Genomic DNA, 19,069 nt, shown 5'->3' on the forward strand with positions numbered 1-19,069 from the left:
ACCCTTCACGAGTACATGTATTACTATAACCACGAGCGTATTCAAGTGAAACTAAAAGGACTAAGCCCTGTTGAATACAGAACCCAGTCCTTGAATTAAATGTGTCTAACTTTTTGGGGTCAGATCATACTCATAGACGGTCATTTTTTATCTTTATTTTGCATAACGCTTAGTAAATTTAGCTTTATGCTTTTCTACTACTTCTTCAATCGAAATATCGTATTTATCCGCCAAAATAAATAAATTATCAAGTACATCACCAAGCTCTTCAACAAGGCAATCTTTTTTGTGCTGATATGAAGCTTCTGTTTCATCAGGACGATCTCGACCAATTTCAATCGCTCGTACCGCCCGTGCAACTTCACCAACTTCTTCACTTAAAAAATTCACTCGAATAAATGGGTTATACTGATACCAGCCCTGCGCTTGATAAAATTCTTTAACCCAATTTTGATAATCTTCGATTTTCATTTATTACCCCAACATGCAAAAAGCGGCAGAAATTCTACTGCTTGTATTCTACTCTTCTTCCCAACTTGCGAATTCAATATATTCCGTCAATTCAGGAAATTGTTTTAGCCATTTATTCCACTGCACTAAATCGACTTCCAACGCAACTAATCGGTCGCCAAACTGATTAAAACGTTCTTGTTTAATACAATTTTGCAAACGAAATTGAGTGTAAATCTGCCCTGCCGTGGCAGGTAATAACACATTTTCACACACTAACTCGTTGCGTAATCGCTCTCGAATCGCTTCATATAACAAATCAATGCCTTGGTTAGCCTGTGCCGAAAGATAAACCGCAATGGGTTTTCCATCATCATTACGCTCAATGTGTGGCACAATGCCTTCCAATTTATCCACTTTGTTATACACCAACAGCATTGGAATATCTAAAGCACTAATCTCATCAAGCACCTGATTAACCGCATCAATATTCTCATTTTTACGATCATCTGCTGCATCAATTACGTGTAGCAATAAGCTCGCTTCCGTGGTCTCTTGCAAAGTTGATTTAAATGCGGAAACCAAATCATGTGGTAAAAAGCGAATAAAGCCCACCGTATCAGCCAAAATAGTGGTGCCAACATCTTGAATTTGCATACGGCGCAAAGTGGGATCTAAAGTAGCAAACAGCTGATCCGCCGCATATACCCCCGCATTGGTGATCGCATTAAATAGTGTCGATTTACCCGCATTGGTATAACCCACCAGAGAAACGGTTGGAATATCCGCTTTTTGGCGAGTTTTACGATTTTGACTGCGCTGTTTATTCACCTTTTCTAAGCGGTTTTGCAATTGTTGAATGCGCACTTTGATCAAACGACGGTCAGTCTCAAGCTGAGTTTCCCCAGGACCACGCAAACCTACTGCGCCACCCTTTTGCTGATCTTGATTGCCTAAACGGCGCACCAAACGTGTCGCTAAATGCTTTAACTGTGCTAATTCAACTTGCAATTTACCTTCGTGTGAACGAGCCCGTTGCGCAAAAATATCTAAAATCAAACCTGTTCTGTCCACTACTCGGCATTCACATAATGTTTGTAAATTGCGTGTTTGAGAAGGGCTAAGCTCGTGATTAACTAAGACGACCGTTGCACCTAGCTCCTCTACGGCTTGTGCAATTTCATCTGCTTTACCTCGACCAACAAAATATTTGATATGAGGCGCTGAACGAGAAGTAGTTAATGTGGCGACGATTTCAACGCCTGCTGATTCTGCAAGGGTTTGAAACTCGGTGAGATTCTCAATATCTTTGTGTTGAGAAAGAAAGAGGTGGACTAAAATTGCTTTATCTTTGTGCTCAGATGGCGCTTTATGCGCAAGTTGCTGATTCTCAGATAAAGCAAAACCAAATACAGCATTTTCATCTGTATTTGGTATTTGCTCGGTAAAAAAAGCTTGCGTAGTAATAGCTTAATTATTCCGCTTTGTCTGTAGATGCTTCAACTGTTTGTGCTTGTTGAGCATGTGAAGCACCGCCGTTGTTGTGCGAAACTGAACGAGCGGGAACCACAGTCGAAATTGCGTGTTTATAAACCATTTGGCTTACGGTGTTTTTTAATAAAATTACGAATTGATCGAACGATTCAATTTGACCTTGTAATTTAATGCCGTTAACTAAATAAATTGAAACAGGAATACGCTCACGACGAAGTGCATTCAAATATGGATCTTGTAGAGATTGACCTTTTGCCATTTTCTTTTCCTTTTTTATTTTTGTGTTAAATACCGTCTTAATTCTGCCAAAAGCAGTTGAGATATTATCATAGATTACGCCATTTTTGTTCGATCTTTTCAACCATTTTCAACCTTGAACTGGTCGGATCTAAACTATCAAGCCATTCGATTTCGCTTCCCCAGCCTCTCAACCAAGTAATTTGGCGCTTGGCAAGCTGGCGAGTGGCACAAATACCTTTATACACTGCCTCATCAAGAGAAATATCACCATCAAGAAATTCCCATATTTGACGATATCCTACACAACGAATAGAAGGTAAATCTTTATGTAAATCTTGCCTTGTATGTAATTTTTCGACTTCATGCAGAAAGCCAAGTTCCATCATTTTATGAAAACGTTGTTCAATTCGATGATGTAAGACCTGTCTATCTTGTGGAGCAATTGCAAATTGTAATACTTCATAAGGCAAACCTTCACCCTGCTGAGCAGTTAATTCAGTCATGGTTTTGCCCGTAATATAAAACACTTCCAATGCACGATTGATACGCTGACTATCATTCGGATTAATACGTGTACCCGCAACAGGATCAATTTTTAGTAATTCTGTATGTAAACCGCCCCAACCAATTTTCTGTGCTTTAGCTTCAATTTCAGCACGAATAGCAGGGTCTGCCGAAGGCAATGGCGAAAGCCCTTCTAACAAAGCTTTGTAATACAACATTGTTCCGCCAACTAATAACGGAATTCGACCGCTTGCGCTAATTTCTGCCATTTCACGCAGTGCATCTTCACGAAAATTCATTGCCGAGTAGCTTTCACTCGGATCTAAAATATCAATTAAGCGGTGAGGCGCAAGCGCTAATTCAGCTTTGCTTGGTTTAGCAGTACCGATATCCATTCCTTTATAGATTAGGGCGGAATCAACACTAATGACTTCCACAGGAAGCGTTTGGCGCAAAGCAATCGCCAAATCTGTTTTGCCCGAAGCAGTAGGGCCCATTAAAAAAATTGCAAGAGGTTTATTTTTCATTTTGTTCTATTAAAGTAGTGTTTATTATCGCTAGCTAATAAGCGGTCGAATTTTAACGGAAATTTGCAAAAAGCCCAAATATCTATAGGATAAAAACACAAACGGTCGCAAGTATTTAACTGACGACCGTTTTATGTTTAATGATTAGTGATTGGCGCAACCACAGCCTTTTTTCATATCAATAACCATTCGTCCTTGAATTTTACCATCACGCATTTCTTGGAAAATATCATTTGCTTCATCTAAACAGCGTAATTGCACCAAAGGCACTACCAATCCTTCCGCACCGAATTGGAACGCTTCAGCTAAATCTTGACGAGTACCTACTAATGAACCCACCACCTCAATGCCATCAAGCACAATACGAGGAATAGATAAATCCATCGTTTCTGGCGGAAGCCCAATTGCGACTACTCGCCCACCTGCTCGCACACAATCTACTGCAGCATTAAATGCAAGTTTAGATACCGCAGTAACCACTGCTGCATGTGCGCCACCTACTTTTTCTTGAATTACTTTAGCACTATCTTCTTTCAGTGGGTTAATGGTTAAATCGGCGCCGACTTCTTTGGCGAAAGCAAGTTTGTCATCATTAATATCAATCGCAATCACGTGTGCGCCAAACACTTTTTTCGCATATTGCACTGCGAGATTACCTAAACCACCAGCACCATAAATCGCAATCCACTGCCCTGCACGCACGCCAGATACTTTGATACCTTTATAGGTGGTTACCCCCGCGCAAGTAATACTACTTGCTTGTGCTGGGTCTAGCCCTTCTGGCACTTTTACCGCATAGTCTGCGCTAACTACACAATGGGTCGCCATGCCACCATCTACGGTATAGCCTGCATTTTTCACGCTACGGCATAAGGTTTCACGACCTGTCGTACAATATTCACAAGCACCACAGCTTTCGAACATCCAAGCGATACTGACTCGATCGCCCACTTTCAAACTGGTTACATCAGGTGCAATCGACTTCACAATCCCAATGCCTTCATGACCTAACACACGCCCAGGTTTTTTGCCGTAATCCCCCGCAGCGACGTGCAAATCTGTATGACACACGCCACAATATTCCACTTCAACTAGCGCTTCACCTCCTTTGATTTCTGGAATATCACGTTCAACAATTTCAATCGATCCATCACATTGTGGTGCAACCACAGCAGCTCGCATTTTCATAATGATTTCTCCTATGAATTAAAGATAACGGTAAGGATTATTCCTCATTTGAAATGAAGAATGAAATCAGTATGCCCCAGTACTTTTTTTGTGCAATCAGAAATATGTATTTTTTTGATATGCTTCACAAAAATTGAATAAAAACAATGAATTAGACCACAATAAAATTATGGCTAAAGCTGTGATAAAAATGTGCTGAAATCAACCTCCACCTTTAATTTTGCTAAATCTGCTGCAGCAAATTGTTCAATTTCCGCCAGCCAATTTAGTGCTTCAGCAAGGCTATAAGCGGTCGGAATTGGCGCAAATTTTGCAAAAAATTGTGAAAATTCGACCGCTTGTGCTCCAAGTATCCCCAATAAAATTTGCTGCAAATTTTGCTCTCTAAGTAAGCGAGGTACTTGGCTAACTGAAAGTCGAATTTGTCCTTGCCACGCCTTCTCGCTAATCACAAACCCTAATTCCGCCAAACTTGTTTTCAACATTTTCCAACGCTCGGCTTGCCCGTCATTTAAACTTAAATTAAGCGGAATTAATAACGGCTGCCCTTCACCTTTTGCAAGCTGTGCTTGAAAACGTAAACGTGCCAATTTTTCTAATGAAATCAAATAGAATTGTTGATCCGCTTTCAGTAACAACGCCTGATTTTGTACAATTGCCAGCGCTTGCAAATGCCCTGTCGTGGGCGTGCTATTTGGCGTAACACTTGATATCACATCCAACGGCGTAATTTGAGTAAGTTCGCTTGTAGGTGCTACTGATTCAAATTGTTCCAACTGTTCTTCTTGAGCAAAAATTACTGGCGCACTCACTAATTCGCCATACCATTTTTGGGCTGATTTAGACACGCTAGTCGTGCGAGGCGTGTAGTTTGAAGAGGTGCGAGAAGTGGTTGTTTTTGTAAAATTTTCTGCAAGTTCAACCGCTTGTGAGCCTAAAAAGCTATTGCTACCTGCGGCAATTCGGTTGGTATCTCGTTGATAAGCAGGCATCGGCTCTTGTACCTGATTATCTATTGCAAGCACACTCTGCCCCTGTAATGCGGTTTGCACACCTTGCAAAATAAAATCATGTACTAAACGCCCTTGATGAAAGCGCACCTCGTGCTTGGCTGGATGCACATTGACATCTACTTGGCTTGGATCAATATCTAAAAACACTACAAATGCAGGATAATTACCAACGGGAATATTAGTCGCTTCATAGGCTTGGCGAATTGCATGATTAATGGTTTTATCACGCATCATTCGACCGTTCACATAGCTATAACACAAGTCATTTTGTGGGCGTGAAATTGCTGGCAAACCAATCCAGCCAGATAAATGCAAGTCGCCGTGCTGCCAATCTAGGTGAATCGCATTTTGAATAAACTCATCACCACAAATTGCCGCTACTCGGCGCTGTTGTTGCTCAACCGAATTATCTTGCACTTTACGATATTGGCGCACCATTTTGCCGTTATGACTAAGACTGAAACTAATATTTGGCTTCGCTAACGCAATACGGCGTACCACTTCATCAATATGCGCAAACTCCGTTTTATCAGTACGCAAAAATTTACGGCGAGCGGGCGTATTAAAAAATAGATTCGCTACTTCAATCGTAGTGCCAACGGGGTGTGAAGCGGGCTGGATTTCCACTTCCATTTTACGCCCTTGTGCATAAGCTTGCCACGCTTCGCTCTGTCCTTCTGGGCGAGAAGTTAGTGTAAGGCGAGAAACCGAGCTAATACTCGCCAACGCTTCACCACGGAAGCCAAGGCTTAAAATCATTTCCAAATCTTCAAGGCTAGCAATTTTACTGGTAGCATGACGAGCTAATGCCAATGGCAAATCTTGTTTACTAATACCGCAGCCGTTATCTCGAATACGAATCAACTGTGCCCCGCCTTTTTCAATATCAATCTGAATCTGACTAGCACCAGCGTCTAAGCTGTTTTCAACCAATTCTTTCACCACAGAGGCAGGGCGCTCTACCACTTCACCAGCGGCGATTTGATTAGCAAGTTGCGGAGGAAGGATATGAATAAGATGTTGAGTCATAGCGTGAATATTGTTAATCAAAAATACTGCATTCTACCGAAAATCTACAAAATTGCGTAGAAAAAGCACCGCTTATTGGCAACTGTGCTTAAAATTATATTTTCGTAAAGCTACTGAAGAATTATTTTTCTGATTAATTACCCAAAAACTTCTACTTTAATCTAGCCAAATAGCTATGATAGACTGTCGATTATTCCAACTCTTCGAGAAACACCACTATGCAAATGATTACCCTCGCTCAACAAGCAAAAATTGCCAGCATTGAACTGGCTCAATTCGGAAATCTACAAAAAAATCAGGCATTGCTAACCATTGCCGATCAGCTTGAACAACGTTCTGCAGAAATTCTTGAGGCAAATGCAAAAGATATTGAATTTGCCAAAAATCAGGGAATTTCGACCGCTATTATCGATCGTTTATTCCTAAACGAAAGTCGTTTGCAAGGTATTGCAAATGATGTGCGTAACGTGGCAAAACTTGCGGATCCTGTTGGGCAGGTGATTGACGGTGGCGTATTAAATTCTGGATTAAAAATTGAGCGCCAACGTGTGCCTCTCGGGGTAATTTTAACCATTTACGAAGCTCGTCCAAATGTCACAATTGATGTGGCTTCACTCTGTTTAAAAACAGGAAATGCGATAATCTTACGTGGCGGTAAAGAAACTAAATTTACCAATGCGGTGTTGGTAGATGTTGTGCAACAGGCGTTAGAAAATGCGGGATTACCAAAACTTGCGGTGCAAGCGGTAACCGATCCTGACCGTGCGTTATTGCTCGAATTATTAAAACTCGACCGCTATATTGATATGGTGATTCCTCGCGGGGGGGCAGGTTTACATCAATTCTGTAAAGAAAATTCGACGATTCCCGTGATTGTTGGTGGAATTGGTGTTTGCCATATGTTTGTTGAACAAAGTGCCGACCAAACCAAAGCCCTTGAACTCATTGTCAATGCAAAAACCCAGCGCCCAAGTACTTGTAATACGCTCGAAACATTACTAGTGGACAAAGCAATAGCGGCCGAATTTTTACCAAAACTTGCAAATCGTATGAAAGCACTAGGCGTAATGCTACATACAGATGCTTTGCAAAAAGCTGATGGAATTGAACCGCTTGATGAGCAAAGAATGCGCCAAGAATGGCTTTCATTAGATTTAAATGTAGTGGTGGTGGATAATTTAGCACAAGCGGTTGCGCATATTCGTGAATATGGCTCACAACATTCAGAAGCGATTTTAACTTCTGATTACCAACTTGCTCGCCAATTCGTCGCACAAGTTGATGCAGCGGCAGTTTATATCAATGCAAGTACCCGTTTTACCGATGGTGCTGAATTTGGCTTAGGTGCAGAAGTGGCGGTCAGCACCCAAAAATTGCACGCACGAGGCCCAATGGGCTTAGAGGCACTCACAACCTATAAATGGGTCTGCGAAGGCGATTATTTGGTAAGAAAATAAAAGGACTAAGCCCTGTTGAATACAGAACCCAGTCCTTGAATTAAATGTGTCTAACTTTTTGGGGTCAGATCATTTTGAATAAAGGAAAGAGTAAATTGATATTAAATCCATCGGTAAAAGAAACTGCTATTGCGAAAACGAGAATATAACAAATGAAAAATAAGCCAAAACTAAAAAAATAGCTAATACAATTTTAGCGCTCCATAAATGCAGATATTTATCTGAAAGATAGCTCATTATGCCGCCAGCGACCGCCCAAGAAAACACAAAAATAACTGCATTTTGGCTTAAAAAAGAATGAGAAATAAACCAACTTATGTCAGTTAATAATTTAACTACGCTCTCTGACATTTTTCCTCTAAATCTTGCATTTATATAATTACCGTGAATTTTTCATCAAAATAATAAAGCTTATCTTACTACTTTTTTCTATTACGTAGTTCTTTTATACTGGGGAAAAATAAATCAAAATAAGGGAAAATAATGTCTTTTGCATTACCACTTTTTCTTAAGCTATTTATCAAGCGCTGGAAAATTCACAATATCCCAATTTCTGCAGGCTATTTAACCTATAGCACTATGCTAGCAATCGTACCATTGATTATGGTGGTACTTTCTATTTTTACCCTATTTCCAATGTTTGAAGAAGCCACCACACAGCTCCAAGCGCTGATTTATAATAACTTTGCGCCCAATGCTGGTGATATGGTGGAAGAATACTTCAATCTATTTGTCGCCAACTCAAAAAAAATGGGGATTGTCAGCACCATTGGTTTAGTCGTGGTGGCGTTAATGCTGATTAAAAGCATTGATGAAATCCTCAATAATATGTGGCAAAACCGTCGCAAGCGGTCCATTTTTATCTCGTTTTTACTTTATGCGGCAATTCTATTTTTTGCACCTCTGTTAGCAGGTGGTAGTATCGCCATTAGTTCCTATATTTTTTCAATGGCAATTTTCAGTGAAACAGGTGCACTATCTTTTAGTCAATGGCTATTGCAATACACACCATTTATCTTGATTTGGCTACTGTTTACCGTTATTTATTGGTGGGTGCCAAATACTAAGGTGAAAATATCCCACGCAATGCTTGGTGCGATTGTTGCTGCTATATTTTTTACTTTAGGAAAACAAGCTTTTATTTGGTACATTACCACCTTTCCATCTTATCAAGCGATTTATGGCGCACTAGCGGTATTGCCAATTATGCTGTTATGGATTCATTTGAGCTGGCAAGTGGTACTGGTTGGCGGATTAATTACTTCAACCTTAAATGTATATAATGAAATGAAAAAAGGAAAATTTAATTTATGATTGGCTTAATTCAGCGTGTAAAGTGGGCAAAAGTAGAAGTAGAAAACCAAACTGTAGGCGAAATTTCACAAGGGTTATTAGTGTTACTCGGTGTGGAACAAGGCGATGATCAAGCAAAAGCGGATAAATTACTCGAAAAAGTGCTGAACTACCGTGTATTTTCTGATGAGCAAGGCAAAATGAACTTAAATGTTCAGCAAGCAGGCGGTAGCTTATTAGTGGTATCGCAATTTACCTTAGCTGCCGATACGAATAAAGGTTTGCGACCAAGCTTTTCTCGTGGCGCTGCTCCTGAGCAAGCCAATGCATTATATGAATATTTTCATCAACAGGCGGCTCAAAAAATTTATACGCAAACAGGACAATTTGCTGCAGATATGCAAGTTAGCCTGCAAAATGATGGTCCTGTTACGTTTTGGTTGCAGGTATAAATTAAAATGCCCAAGCCTATAAAGGCAAGGGCATTAAATTAGTCAAAAATCATAGAAATTTGACCGCTTATATTGCTTTAGCAAGTTTCACTCTTGGCTTATTGGTTACTTTAAGTAAGAAGTAACCAATAAATGCTGAAACAAATGTGCCCATTAAAATACCTAAACGAGCAAGCGCTAAATTGTCAGCATTATTTCCTTCACCGAAAGCAAGTCCTGCAATAAACATCGACATAGTAAAGCCTATACCACACAATACTGCAATTGCAAAAATTTGTTTGAATCTAATTCCTCTCGGTAATTTCGCAATACGTAATAATACTGCTAAATAACTAAATAAGAATACACCTACAGGTTTACCAATAATTAAACCTAACGCAACACCAAGTGGTAACGGAGAAGTAATCTGCTCTAGGTCCATTCCACTGAGCGAAACACCTGCATTTGAGAAAGCAAATAGCGGTAAAATCGCAAACGAACACCATGGTGCGAGAGTATGTTCTAAGTGGTAAAGTGGTGTTTCACCATTTTTACCACGAAGCGGAATGCAGAAACCAATAATCACACCTGCTAATGTTGCATGTACACCTGATTTTAAAACTGAAGCCCATAAAACCGTACCAATAATAGCATAGTTCATCAGTCCGACTACTTTATAGCGGTTCATGCCGATCAGAATTAAAATCGCAATACTCGCAATAGTTAGTGCTTGCATACTCATTTCATGCGAGAAGAATAACGCAATCACCACGATAGCACCTAAGTCATCAATAATCGCTAATGCTAATAAAAACACTTTTAGTGCAGGTGGAACCTGTTTACTTAATAGCGCGACAATCCCGAGTGCAAATGCAATATCAGTTGCCATAGGAATTGCCCAGCCATCTTGATAAGCCTCAAAATCACGGTTAATCATCCAATAAATTAAAGCGGGCACTACCATACCACCAATAGCCGCAAAGGCAGGGAATGCTGCTTTTTGGTAGCTTGATAAAGAACCTTCAAACAATTCTCGCTTAACTTCTAAACCAACCACAATAAAGAACACTGCCATAAAACCGTCGTTTACCCACATTAATAACGGTTTATCAATACTGAATGCGCTAAATTTAATCGCAACTTCAGTTTGTAAAAAACTAAAATAAAGTTGTTTCAAGCCAGTATTGGCAAAAATCATCGCCAGCAAAGCTGAAACCAATAACAAGATTCCACTTGCTGCTTCTAGTTTCAGAAATTTCTGAATCTGTTTGATCATAAAAATCTCCTATCGTTAAATGAGGTATATTTGGAACTATCCTTTTGCCTCTTTAGCGACCTTAACATTTTTTTTAACCAATAAAAAAGTAGATTTTGCTGTAATTTTGTTAAAATAGGCGATAAACTTCACCTATTTGCTTATTTTTAAATCAATTTAAGGAGTGGTTATGTCAAATGAGTGGCTTTATTGGGCGCTAGCCTCCGCATTATTTGCTTCACTTACTGCTATTTTTGCTAAAGTTGGATTACAAGGCATTGATTCCGATTTTGCAACTTTTATCAGAACCGTCATTATTATTCTCGCTTTAATCGCTTTTCTTACCTATAGCGGAAAATGGCAGCCATTTAGCTCATTATCAGGCAAAAATTGGTTGTTTTTAGTGCTTTCAGGCTTAGCTACAGGTATTTCATGGCTTGCCTATTTTAAAGCCTTACAAATGGGCAATGCTTCACAAGTTGCCCCTATTGATAAATTAAGCATCGTGCTCGTAACACTATTTGCGGTAATCTTTTTAGGCGAAAGCCCAAGCGGTCAGGATTGGCTTGGCATTGGATTGATTGCTATAGGTGTTTTAACCCTTGCAATAAAGCGCTAAAATAAGCATATCTTTGCAAAATTTTCGTTAAACTTGACCGCTTGTAACACACGATTTATGCCACAATTTCCAATTGTCGAAGTGGTATTTGCTCACAATGATGAGCCGATACCACTTCCTTTTTTACCACCCGCAGGGCTGACCCAACGCCAATTACAACGTTGGAAAAGCCGCCAAACCGCTCAATTTTTATTGACTAAGCTGTTTGAAAAACACCAATTGCCGTTAGATCTGTTAGCAGAAATCCACCGTACCGTGAGTGGCAGACCTTTTGTGACACATGATCAAATTGATTTTAACATTAGCCATTCAGGTGATTGGGTAGCGGTAATCTTGAGCTATCACCAGCAAAAATTACAAGTTGGCATTGATATTGAACATCCACAAAAAGCCAGAAACTATGTAGAGCTGCTTCATTACTATGCGAATGCAGAAGAAATTGAGGGCTTGTTAACGCAAAACCATACGCCATTTACCAAACTGATCGATCGTTTTTATCTGAGCTGGTGTTTACATGAGGCGGTGTTGAAATCACAAGGTGCGGGTATTGCAAAGCTATCCGAAGTACAACATTTTCCAAAACAGCGCTTGATTTACTCTGCTTATTGCCCTGAAGGAAAACTCGATTTTTATCATCAGTTGCCGTTTTATTTATGTTGTTTTTATCAAGCACCAATAAATTTCAATGCGCCATTAAGCCAATGGAAAGATGGTAATTTGCAAAAAATTTCAGATTTTCGACCGCTTGTTTATCAAGTAAATACCAACAATCACTTATAGATTTACAAATTTTCTTTATCTAAACCGCTTATTTAAAAGCTAAGGATTTTATATGTCAGAGATTCTTCGGTTCTCACAAAATGATTTGCAAATGATCAAGCAAGAAACCGTATATAAAGGTCATTTCGAACTGAAAAAAATGCACTTTCGTCATAAACTCTTTTCAGGCGAAATGAGTGGTGAAGTCATTCGTGAATTATTAATTAAAGGTGCGGCTTCGGCTCTGATTGCTTATGATCCAGTGCGAGATAGTGTGGTTTTAGTGGAGCAAGTACGCATTGGCGCTTACGATCCAACTTCTGATAAATCACCATGGTTATTAGAACTTGTTGCAGGTATGGTTGATAAAGAGAATGAAGATCCTGCCGAAGTTGCGATTCGTGAAGCACAAGAAGAAGCGGGCTTATTGGTGGAAAAAGTGGAACATGCACTTAGTATTTGGGACAGTCCTGGTGGCCAATTAGAGCGTTTGCATTTATTTCTTGGCCTAGTAGATAGCTCAACGGTTCAATCTGGCGCTGTGCATGGCTTAGAAGAAGAAGGAGAAGATATTTTGGTACATATCGTCAGCCGTGAACAGGCTTATCAATGGGTTTGTGATGGTAAAATTGATAATGTTATTGCGGTTGTTGGCTTGCAATGGCTACAGCTTAACTACCAAAAATACCGAAAGTAAGAAATCACTAAAGTAATAGACTAACTACTCTCGCCCTTGTTATGAGGGCGAACTTACTCATAAATACGCAAGCAAACGTAAATTTCTGTGAAAAATGAGGCATAGCGCTCATTTTTAATCATCGGGAGCTGATAAACTTAATTAACGTAGTAAAGTAATAAACAGCAAGTAATCGTTTACACAAGGAGAAAATAATGAACGAATTTTATTCACTAGAGAAAAAAGACTCCGTGGTGCGATTACTGCAAATCACTGATCCTCATTTATTCTCAGCAAAACATGACACATTGCTTGGCGTAAACACCACTGATAGCTTTCAAGCAGTGCTTGATCAAATTCAGCACTCTCCATTTAACTATGAAGCGGTGCTTGCTACAGGCGATTTAATTCAAGATCACAACCCTGAAGCCTATCACCGTTTTGCTGAAATGGTGAAACAGCTTGGCAAACCCATTTTTTGGTTAGAAGGCAATCACGATCAACAACCGCAAATGAGCTTATATTTAGCTAAACATTCGCATATCCAACCCGAAAAACAAATTTTGGCGGGATCACATTGGCAAATTCTGTTACTCAACAGCCAAGTAGCAAATGCACCAAGCGGTAATTTGTCTTTTGGACAACTCGCTTGGTTAGAGAGCAAATTGGCCGAATATCCTGAACGTTATGTGCTGGTAGGATTGCACCACAATATTTTGCCAACTAATTCCGCGTGGCTTGATCAACACTGCTTGAAAAACAGCGATGCACTAGCTGAAGTATTAAGTCATTACCCAAATGTTAAAGCGATTTTACATGGGCATATTCACCAAGAAGTAGATGCGATTTGGAAAAATTATCGCGTGCTAGCAACTCCCTCAACTTGTATTCAGTTCAAACCAAATTGTAATGAATTTACGCTTGATTTGTTACCTCAAGGCTGGCGAGAACTCAGTTTGTTTGCAGACGGGCGTATAGAAACCAGAGTGAAACGATTAACTTCCAACGAATTTTTACCAGATCTCCGCTCCAAAGGTTATTAATCCGATGACAAAAATAAAAATGGCTAGGTGTGAACCCAGCCTATTTTGTTACATAATGAATAAAATTTTTAACTGTCCGAATCAAGTCCGTACGCATAAATAGACGCGTGAATTTATAAATAGTTCGTGATAATGATTCTTTTTTGTAGTGATCTGACCATAATCTCCATTTCGTAACTAAAATGCACTAATTTTTATTTTTACTGTCTAATTTGAGTTAGACGCAAACGATTAAATTGCGAAATCTGCTAATTTCGAAAGTTTTTTAGTTTCGAATCGAAAATTTTTGCAAATAATTCGTGCGATCTATTTAAAATTCTCCCAAATTCTTGTATCTTTTTGCTTTCGCAAATTCCTGTGAAAATCAACCCGCTTGAAGGAAGTTCCACAATGTCTGTAAAAAGAGTATTTGATTTAATCAAAGATAACGATATCAAATTCGTAATGTTAAAATTTACCGATATCAAAGGTAAAGAACACGGTGTTTCACTACCAGTAAGTTTAATCGGCGACGATCTAGAAGACTTATTTGAAGAAGGTAAAATGTTCGACGGTTCATCTGTTGAAGGTTGGAAAGCAATCAATAAAGCCGATATGCTTTTAATGCCAATCGCTGAAACCGCTGTTGTTGACCCTTTTGCTCGAATTCCTACTCTTACCATCCGCTGTAGCATCTACGATCCAAACACAATGCAATCTTATGATCGTGACCCACGTTCAATTGCAATTCGTGCGGAAAATTACCTAAAATCAACAGGCATTGCTGACAGCGTACTGTTTGGTCCAGAACCAGAGTTCTTCTTATTTGACGATGTGCGCTATAACGTCGGTATGAACAACGTATCATACAAAATTGATGATATTGAAGCGGCTTGGAATACTAACCGTAAATATGAAGACGGTAACACGGGCTATCGTCCACTGAAAAAAGGTGGTTACTGTGCAGTTGCACCAATTGATTCAGCACATGATATTCGTTCAGAAATGTGCTTAATTTTAGAAGAAATGGGCTTAGTGGTGGAAGCACATCACCACGAAGTAGCAACCGCTGGCCAAAATGAAATTGCGACTAAATTCAATAGTTTAACCCTCAAAGCGGACGAAACACAAATCTATAAATATGTAGTACAAAACGTGGCATTAGAACACGGTAAAACAGCTTGCTTTATGCCAAAACCATTTGCTGGTGATAACGGTTCAGGTATGCACTGTAATATGTCATTAAGCAAAGACGGTAAAAACGTATTTATGGGTGATAAATACGCAGGCTTATCTGAAACTGCACTTTACTATATCGGCGGTATCATTAAGCACGCTAAAGCATTAAACGCATTCACTAACCCAAGCACAAACTCATACAAACGTTTAGTACCAGGTTTTGAAGCACCTGTATTATTAGCTTATTCAGCAAGTAACCGTTCAGCGTCAATTCGTATCCCTGCGGTAACTAGCCCGAAAGCAACACGTGTTGAAGCACGCTTCCCAGACCCATTAGCAAACCCATATCTCTGCTTTGCAGCGTTATTAATGGCGGGTCTAGACGGTGTGATTAATAAAATCCACCCAGGCGATGCAATGGATAAAAACCTCTATGACTTACCACCAGAAGAGCTTAAAGAGATTCCAGCAGTGGCAAGTTCATTAGAAGAAGCGTTAGATTCACTTGCAGCAGACTACGAATTCTTAACTCAAGGTGGCGTATTCACTAAAGAATTTGTTGAAGCCTATATCAATATTCGTCGTAAAGAAGTAGAACGTCTAAATATGACTCCACACCCAGTAGAATTTGAAATGTACTACGTATAATTGCAAAAAGATCGAAAAAGGCGACCGCTTTGGTCGCCTTTTTTATTGCCCTTTTAGTGATGATCTTTATGCGAATATTGTTTATGGCAACAGCTCGGTACAGGATCTTCACCGCCTTCACTCCAAGGATGACAACGTGCAATACGTTTCGCCGCCAACCAGCCGCCTTTGATTGCGCCATGGATTTTAATCGCTTCCACTGCATAGGTTGAACACGTTGGGTAAAAGCGACAACGAGGCCCAATTAACGGACTAATACAATAACGATAAAAATAAATGGGTAGCAATAGCAAACGAGCACCAAATGATGGTGTGTGTGTTACGCTTGATGCTTTTTCGCTAGACGGATGTGACGAGCCCATAGCTTCTCCAACATCGCAAATAGAGTTGCGTTATCTAGCTTACCTACGCCCGCTTTTGCGACAAAAACAAAATCTAAGTTTGGTAGTTCGTGTTGTTTTAAGCGAAAACTTTCACGCACAATACGTTTAATACGATTGCGATCATGGGCTCGTTTTAAATGCTTTTTAGCAACAGTTAAACCAAGACGAGGATTATCGATATTGTTATGGCGAGCGAGAATAGTAAGTTCGGGGGTGCTAGCTCGAAATGGTTGTTCGAACACAGCTTTAAATTGAGTGGGAGCTAACAAACGTAGCTCCCGAGAAAAGGTTAGCTTTTTCACTGATGTGATAAGGCTTTGCTTTAACTGCAAATTATGCAGATAAAGATTTACGACCTTTAGCACGACGACGTGCTAAAACTTGACGACCGTTTTTAGTAGCCATACGAGCACGGAAACCGTGAGTACGAGCACGTTTTAATACAGAAGGTTGAAATGTACGTTTCATTGCTATCTACCTAAATATTTAAATATGTTGGCTGGAATTAAATCTTTGCCAAACGAGGACTATAAAAAAGAGTTGCGATTTTACCGATAAATTAAACAAAAATCAAGGATGAAAGCAAAATAGCATAAGATTATTTGCAAAGTTTTTCGGAAAACAGACCGCTTGTTATAGATTATCACCTATCTCTGTAATTAACAGCAAAATTCTATTTGTTTTCGTCCACAAATTAACGCAAAATTTGGCTATTTCCATTCATCATTTAACTGAGTTTTAGTATGACTTCACACAAAATTGGCGTATTACTGGCAAATCTTGGCACACCTGACGAACCTACTACACCCGCGGTAAAACGCTATTTAAAACAATTTCTTAGCGATCCACGTGTGATCGATTTACCTAAATTCAAATGGCAATTGATCTTAAATGGGATCATTTTGCCCAAACGATCTCCTAAAGTAGCCAAACTTTATCGTGCGATCTGGACAGAACACGGCTCACCGTTACTAGCAATCTCTCGCCAACAACAACAAGCGCTACAGCATCATTTTGATCAACAGGGCAAAAATGTGCTAGTCGAACTAGGGATGAGCTACGGCAAGCCGAGTATTGAAAGCGCAACCAATCGCCTTATTCAAGCTGGCGTGAGCAAAATTATTGTGTTACCACTTTATCCACAATATAGCAGCACAACTACGGCTTCGGTATTAGATGCTTTTGCTCGAGGTTTAACTCAACAGCGTAAAATTGTGCCATTTGAGTTTATCCATAGCTATCATAACGAACCGCTTTATATTCAGGCGCTTGCTAACACCATTCAATTAGCCGCAGATGAAAAACTATTGTTTTCGTTTCACGGTATTCCCAAGCGCTATCAAGACGAGGGCGATTTTTACCCAGAACATTGTCAGCAAACTGCTCAATTGGTTGCCGAAAACTTATCGCTTTCTGCAGAACAATGGCTGGTAACTTATCAATCTCGTTTTGGTGATGAAGAATGGCTTCAGCCTTATACCGATGAGACATTAGAAAAATTGCCCAAACAAGGGGTAAGTAAAATCGCAGTAATCTGTGCAGGCTTTTCAGCAGATTGTTTGGAAACCTTGGAAGAAATCGCCGAGGAAAATAAAGAAAATTTCCTCAATGCTGGCGGACAAGCTTATCGCTATATTCCAGCGCTGAATGCAAATGCCGATCACATCGCTGCATTAGCAAAACTGATTGCAGATAAGATCTAAAAATAAAGGGAGATACAGCGCTTTGGCTATATCTCCCTTTTGCTTAGCATTGCTTATTTTTAGCGCAACAATCATTCAGATGATCATCAACTAGCCCCATCGACTGCATAAAAGCGTAGCAAGTGGTTTCACCTACAAACACAAAACCTTTCTTTTTTAACGCTTTTGACATAGCACTTGAAACGGCGGTTTTCGCTGGCACAACGGATAAATCAGGCACGTCATTAATTTGTGGTTTGCCTGCCACAAATGCCCAAATAAATTGGCTGAAATCTTCACCATTCGCTTGCATTGCAAGATAGGCTTTTGCATTTTTAACAATCGCCTCTAATTTAGCACGATGACGAATCAGCCCTGCATTTTGCATTAAGCGGTCAATATCCGCTTCTGTCATTTGTGCAATACGATTTGGGTTGAATTGATAAAATGCTTCTCGATAAGCCTCACGCTTTTTCAAAACCGTAATCCAAGAAAGCCCCGCCTGTTGCCCTTCTAGACAAATTTTTTCAAATAATTTCAGTCCATCGTATTCTGGTTTACCCCATTCTTGATCGTGATAATTGACGTAAATTTCATTCTCACCCACCCAGTTACAACGTGTCACCATTTGTCATTTTCCTCTGAAAAAGAACCGCTTGTAAGCTTACTAAAGTCTACAAGCGGTCAAGTTTATAAATAAATTTTCCAGTCTTTTGGCTGCTTTATTAGACGAATCTGGTTATCTTTTGAGATATACCCTCCCTTCACGACATCTAAAATTGTTCCTTTTGGTAAGCTTGCCGAAAACAATTCTGCTTGTGATTTATCTTCCGACAAAATCACATAAATCGCCAAACTATCATTTTTATGATCTGCCAAACGAATATCTGCAATGTCAAATGGCTGCACACATTCTTGCTTTAAAACCGAATAACTAAAGCCTGCTGCGGATAAGCAACCATGCTCATCTTTCTCGCCACCAATTGGCTGTTCAACTTGTGCACAAGCCGAAAGCGAGCTGATCAAAGCTGAGGTGAACAATATTTTTTTCATGGTTAAATTTCTCCTGAAAAAAGACCGCTTGTTCAATCACATGATCTGCCCCCCAAAAGTTGGACAGGTTAGTACACTATAAATATTGAGCTCTGTATTGTGCAGGGCTCAATCCTTTTAAATCCATTTTAATACGCTTTTGGTTGTAATACATCACATATTCTTCC

At 39.7% G+C, this 19,069-nt stretch carries 23 protein-coding genes; 10 read left to right on the forward strand and 13 right to left on the reverse strand.

Annotation, left to right across the window (positions count from 1 at the left end):
- Positions 1–99 (forward strand): IS3 family transposase (locus tag F8M47_RS06865; protein WP_150538323.1); only part of this gene is annotated, 99 nt, incomplete at its 5' end.
- Positions 100–153: 54 nt separating this feature from the next.
- Here F8M47_RS06865 and F8M47_RS06870 read toward each other — a convergent pair.
- The 6 genes from F8M47_RS06870 to mutL form a co-directional block, all read right to left on the reverse strand.
- Entirely contained in the window at positions 154–471 is a 318-nt protein-coding gene (locus tag F8M47_RS06870; protein WP_150539392.1) for a MazG nucleotide pyrophosphohydrolase domain-containing protein, read from the reverse strand.
- A 48-nt stretch (positions 472–519) separates the two neighbouring features.
- The gene (gene hflX, locus F8M47_RS06875; RefSeq protein WP_150539393.1) at positions 520–1,887 is read right to left on the reverse strand and encodes a ribosome rescue GTPase HflX; all 1,368 of its coding nucleotides are present in this window, start codon (positions 1,885–1,887) and stop codon (positions 520–522) included.
- A 37-nt stretch (positions 1,888–1,924) separates the two neighbouring features.
- Positions 1,925–2,203, reverse strand: coding sequence for an RNA chaperone Hfq (gene hfq / locus F8M47_RS06880; protein ID WP_150539394.1), 279 nt, complete (start codon positions 2,201–2,203; stop codon positions 1,925–1,927).
- A gap of 67 nt (positions 2,204–2,270) precedes the next feature.
- Positions 2,271–3,215, reverse strand: coding sequence for a tRNA (adenosine(37)-N6)-dimethylallyltransferase MiaA (miaA, locus tag F8M47_RS06885; RefSeq protein WP_150539395.1), 945 nt, complete (start codon positions 3,213–3,215; stop codon positions 2,271–2,273).
- A gap of 144 nt (positions 3,216–3,359) precedes the next feature.
- On the reverse strand, positions 3,360–4,403 hold the full coding sequence (adhP, locus tag F8M47_RS06890; RefSeq protein WP_150539396.1) for an alcohol dehydrogenase AdhP: 1,044 nt from the start codon (positions 4,401–4,403) through the stop codon (positions 3,360–3,362).
- A 173-nt stretch (positions 4,404–4,576) separates the two neighbouring features.
- Positions 4,577–6,445 carry a DNA mismatch repair endonuclease MutL gene (mutL, locus tag F8M47_RS06895; protein ID WP_150539411.1) on the reverse strand — a complete coding sequence of 623 codons (1,869 nt, stop codon included), beginning with the start codon at positions 6,443–6,445 and terminating at the stop codon, positions 4,577–4,579.
- A gap of 218 nt (positions 6,446–6,663) precedes the next feature.
- Here mutL and proA point away from each other — a divergent pair, with 218 nt between their 5' ends.
- From proA to dtd, 3 genes are all read left to right on the forward strand, one after another.
- Complete coding sequence (gene proA / locus F8M47_RS06900) at positions 6,664–7,902, forward strand: glutamate-5-semialdehyde dehydrogenase (protein WP_150539397.1); 1,239 nt, start codon at positions 6,664–6,666, stop codon at positions 7,900–7,902.
- A gap of 483 nt (positions 7,903–8,385) precedes the next feature.
- Complete coding sequence (locus F8M47_RS06905; protein WP_150539398.1) at positions 8,386–9,216, forward strand: virulence factor BrkB family protein; 831 nt, start codon at positions 8,386–8,388, stop codon at positions 9,214–9,216.
- A complete protein-coding gene (dtd, locus tag F8M47_RS06910) occupies positions 9,213–9,647 on the forward strand; it encodes a D-aminoacyl-tRNA deacylase (RefSeq protein WP_150539399.1) in 435 nt (144 codons plus the stop codon). The genes F8M47_RS06905 and dtd overlap by 4 nt, the downstream gene beginning before the upstream one ends.
- 67 nt (positions 9,648–9,714) lie before the next feature.
- Here dtd and nhaA read toward each other — a convergent pair whose 3' ends face one another.
- Positions 9,715–10,902 carry a Na+/H+ antiporter NhaA gene (gene nhaA, locus F8M47_RS06915; protein WP_150539400.1) on the reverse strand — a complete coding sequence of 396 codons (1,188 nt, stop codon included), beginning with the start codon at positions 10,900–10,902 and terminating at the stop codon, positions 9,715–9,717.
- Positions 10,903–11,071: 169 nt separating this feature from the next.
- On the opposite strand from nhaA, the gene F8M47_RS06920 reads away from it, so the two are divergent.
- The 5 genes from F8M47_RS06920 (at position 11,072) to glnA (ending at position 15,784) form a co-directional block, all read left to right on the forward strand.
- Positions 11,072–11,500 carry an EamA family transporter gene (locus F8M47_RS06920; protein ID WP_150539401.1) on the forward strand — a complete coding sequence of 143 codons (429 nt, stop codon included), beginning with the start codon at positions 11,072–11,074 and terminating at the stop codon, positions 11,498–11,500.
- Between the two features lie 57 nt (positions 11,501–11,557).
- Complete coding sequence (locus F8M47_RS06925) at positions 11,558–12,280, forward strand: 4'-phosphopantetheinyl transferase family protein (RefSeq protein WP_150539402.1); 723 nt, start codon at positions 11,558–11,560, stop codon at positions 12,278–12,280.
- A gap of 52 nt (positions 12,281–12,332) precedes the next feature.
- Positions 12,333–12,956: an ADP-ribose diphosphatase gene (gene nudF / locus F8M47_RS06930; protein WP_150539403.1), complete on the forward strand. Its 624-nt coding sequence runs from the start codon at positions 12,333–12,335 to the stop codon at positions 12,954–12,956.
- A 194-nt stretch (positions 12,957–13,150) separates the two neighbouring features.
- Positions 13,151–13,978, forward strand: a complete 828-nt coding sequence (gene cpdA, locus F8M47_RS06935; RefSeq protein WP_150539404.1) for a 3',5'-cyclic-AMP phosphodiesterase — start codon at positions 13,151–13,153, stop codon at positions 13,976–13,978.
- A 390-nt stretch (positions 13,979–14,368) separates the two neighbouring features.
- On the forward strand, positions 14,369–15,784 hold the full coding sequence (gene glnA / locus F8M47_RS06940) for a type I glutamate--ammonia ligase (RefSeq protein WP_150539405.1): 1,416 nt from the start codon (positions 14,369–14,371) through the stop codon (positions 15,782–15,784).
- A gap of 53 nt (positions 15,785–15,837) precedes the next feature.
- On the opposite strand, the gene yidD is transcribed toward glnA, so the two are convergent.
- From yidD to rpmH, 3 genes are read right to left on the reverse strand one after another with little or no spacing between them, the layout of a single operon-like run.
- Positions 15,838–16,146 (reverse strand): membrane protein insertion efficiency factor YidD, encoded by a 309-nt coding sequence (gene yidD / locus F8M47_RS06945; protein ID WP_150539406.1) that lies wholly within the window; start codon positions 16,144–16,146, stop codon positions 15,838–15,840.
- Positions 16,104–16,469: a ribonuclease P protein component gene (rnpA, locus tag F8M47_RS06950; RefSeq protein WP_150539407.1), complete on the reverse strand. Its 366-nt coding sequence runs from the start codon at positions 16,467–16,469 to the stop codon at positions 16,104–16,106. The genes yidD and rnpA overlap by 43 nt, the downstream gene beginning before the upstream one ends.
- 31 nt (positions 16,470–16,500) lie before the next feature.
- The gene (gene rpmH, locus F8M47_RS06955; RefSeq protein WP_005599701.1) at positions 16,501–16,635 is read right to left on the reverse strand and encodes a 50S ribosomal protein L34; all 135 of its coding nucleotides are present in this window, start codon (positions 16,633–16,635) and stop codon (positions 16,501–16,503) included.
- A gap of 275 nt (positions 16,636–16,910) precedes the next feature.
- On the opposite strand from rpmH, the gene hemH reads away from it, so the two are divergent.
- Positions 16,911–17,870 (forward strand): ferrochelatase, encoded by a 960-nt coding sequence (gene hemH / locus F8M47_RS06960; protein WP_150539408.1) that lies wholly within the window; start codon positions 16,911–16,913, stop codon positions 17,868–17,870.
- A gap of 43 nt (positions 17,871–17,913) precedes the next feature.
- Here the strand turns inward: hemH and F8M47_RS06965 are convergent, their stop codons facing one another.
- From F8M47_RS06965 to F8M47_RS06975, 3 genes are all read right to left on the reverse strand, one after another.
- The gene (locus F8M47_RS06965) at positions 17,914–18,477 is read right to left on the reverse strand and encodes a DNA-3-methyladenine glycosylase I (RefSeq protein WP_150539409.1); all 564 of its coding nucleotides are present in this window, start codon (positions 18,475–18,477) and stop codon (positions 17,914–17,916) included.
- Between the two features lie 62 nt (positions 18,478–18,539).
- On the reverse strand, positions 18,540–18,902 hold the full coding sequence (locus F8M47_RS06970; RefSeq protein WP_150539410.1) for a hypothetical protein: 363 nt from the start codon (positions 18,900–18,902) through the stop codon (positions 18,540–18,542).
- 76 nt (positions 18,903–18,978) lie between these two features.
- Positions 18,979–19,059, reverse strand: coding sequence for an IS3 family transposase (locus tag F8M47_RS06975; RefSeq protein ID WP_483189294.1), 81 nt, complete (start codon positions 19,057–19,059; stop codon positions 18,979–18,981).
- Positions 19,060–19,069 lie beyond the last annotated feature (10 nt).

Source organism: Actinobacillus vicugnae, assembly GCF_901687125.1.
In the GTDB taxonomy this organism is placed as follows: Bacteria; Pseudomonadota; Gammaproteobacteria; order Enterobacterales; family Pasteurellaceae; genus Actinobacillus; species Actinobacillus vicugnae.